Here is a 1297-nt window from a genome sequence, read left to right as displayed (position 1 = left end):
CGTGGCCCTGCACCTCGGGCGGACCGGGGTGTCGACACTCAGGTGGGTCCTGGACGCGGTGGAGGGCTGAGGCCGGACCGGCTGCGAGGGCGCGGCGGGCCGAACGGGGCTACCCTGTGACGATCCGACCCGGCACGGGTCGGCCGTCCCGTCGGCGGGGACCCCTCCCGCCCACCACAGTGAGGTACCCATGGCCGGTGGTCTCGCCGCCCTGCTCGACGACATCGCCGTCCTCGCCCGGATGGCCGCGGCCAGTACCGACGACATCGCGGCCGCCTCCGGACGCGCGAGCGTCAAGGCCGCCGGAGTGGTGGTCGACGACACCGCCGTGACCCCGCAGTACGTCCGCGACGTGGAGCCGTCGCGCGAACTGCCCATCATCCGTCGGATCGCCACGGGTTCCCTGGGCAACAAGGCCATCATCATCGTCTTCGCGCTCCTGCTCAGCCAGTTCGTCCCGTGGATCCTCACCCCACTGCTGATGCTCGGTGGTGCGTACCTCTGTTATGAGGGCGCGGAGAAGGTGTGGGAACGCGTCACCGGCCACCACGAGGAGGCCACGCCAGTCGTCGAGAAGGGTCCCGACGCGGAGAAGCGGATGATCCGCGGGGCGGTGACCACCGACTTCATCCTCAGCGCCGAGATCATGATGATCGCGCTCAACGAGGTCGCCGAGGAGCCGTTCTGGACCCGCGCGGCGATCCTGGTGGTGGTGGGGCTGTTCATCACCGCGCTCGTCTACGGCGTGGTGGCGGTGATCGTGAAGATGGACGACATCGGACTCCACCTGGCCGGGAGGGACTCCCCGGGGGTGAAGAGGTTCGGCAGCGGTCTGGTCCGGGCGATGCCGACGGTCCTCGAGGTGATCTCGTTCGTCGGGATGCTCGCGATGCTGTGGGTCGGCGGACACATCCTGCTCGTGGGCCTGGACGAGCTCGGGGCGACCGCCCCGTACCACCTGGTGCACCTGCTCGAGGAGCCGGCCGCGGCGGTGGCAGGCGTCGGGAGCGTGCTCGGGTGGCTGGTCAACACGGTGTGCTCGCTGCTGTTCGGCCTGGTCGTCGGCGCGGTGGTGGTGGCCGTGGCCCACGTCGTCCCCCGACGACGGGACGAGTCGGGGCCCGCCCCCACCACAGCGGAGGCCGCCGGGACCGGTCACGCGAGGGACTGATGCTCCTCACCGTGGGGCACGGTCGGCTCGCGCGCGACGAGCTCGGTGGGTTGCTCACCGGCGCCGGGGTCGAACTCCTGGTGGACATCCGTCGATTCCCCGGGAGCCGCGCCAACTCGGCCGCCG

At 71.2% G+C, this 1297-nt stretch carries 1 protein-coding gene and 1 pseudogene; both read left to right on the top strand.

What is annotated here, in order from left to right:
• Nucleotides 1–190: 190 nt before the first annotated feature.
• Nucleotides 191–1171: a DUF808 domain-containing protein gene (locus tag G6021_RS02125; protein WP_179525617.1), complete on the top strand. Its 981-nt coding sequence runs from the start codon at nt 191–193 to the stop codon at nt 1169–1171.
• A pseudogene (locus G6021_RS17045) lies at nt 1171–1297 on the top strand (DUF488 domain-containing protein); the annotation flags it as partial. The gene G6021_RS02125 and the pseudogene G6021_RS17045, both read left to right, overlap by 1 nt.

The sequence above is a fragment of the Dietzia sp. CW19 genome (assembly GCF_014145265.1).
In the GTDB taxonomy this organism is placed as follows: domain Bacteria; phylum Actinomycetota; class Actinomycetes; order Mycobacteriales; family Mycobacteriaceae; genus Dietzia; species Dietzia natronolimnaea.
Note: the sequence above shows the minus strand (reverse complement) of the source record. Positions and strands in the feature narration are given on the sequence as shown.

Bases quoted from the DNA above. Each gene is read 5' to 3' on its own strand.
- G6021_RS02125 (WP_179525617.1), top strand. From the start codon at position 191: ATGGCCGGTGGTCTCGCCGCCCTGCTCGACGACATCGCCGTCCTCGCC.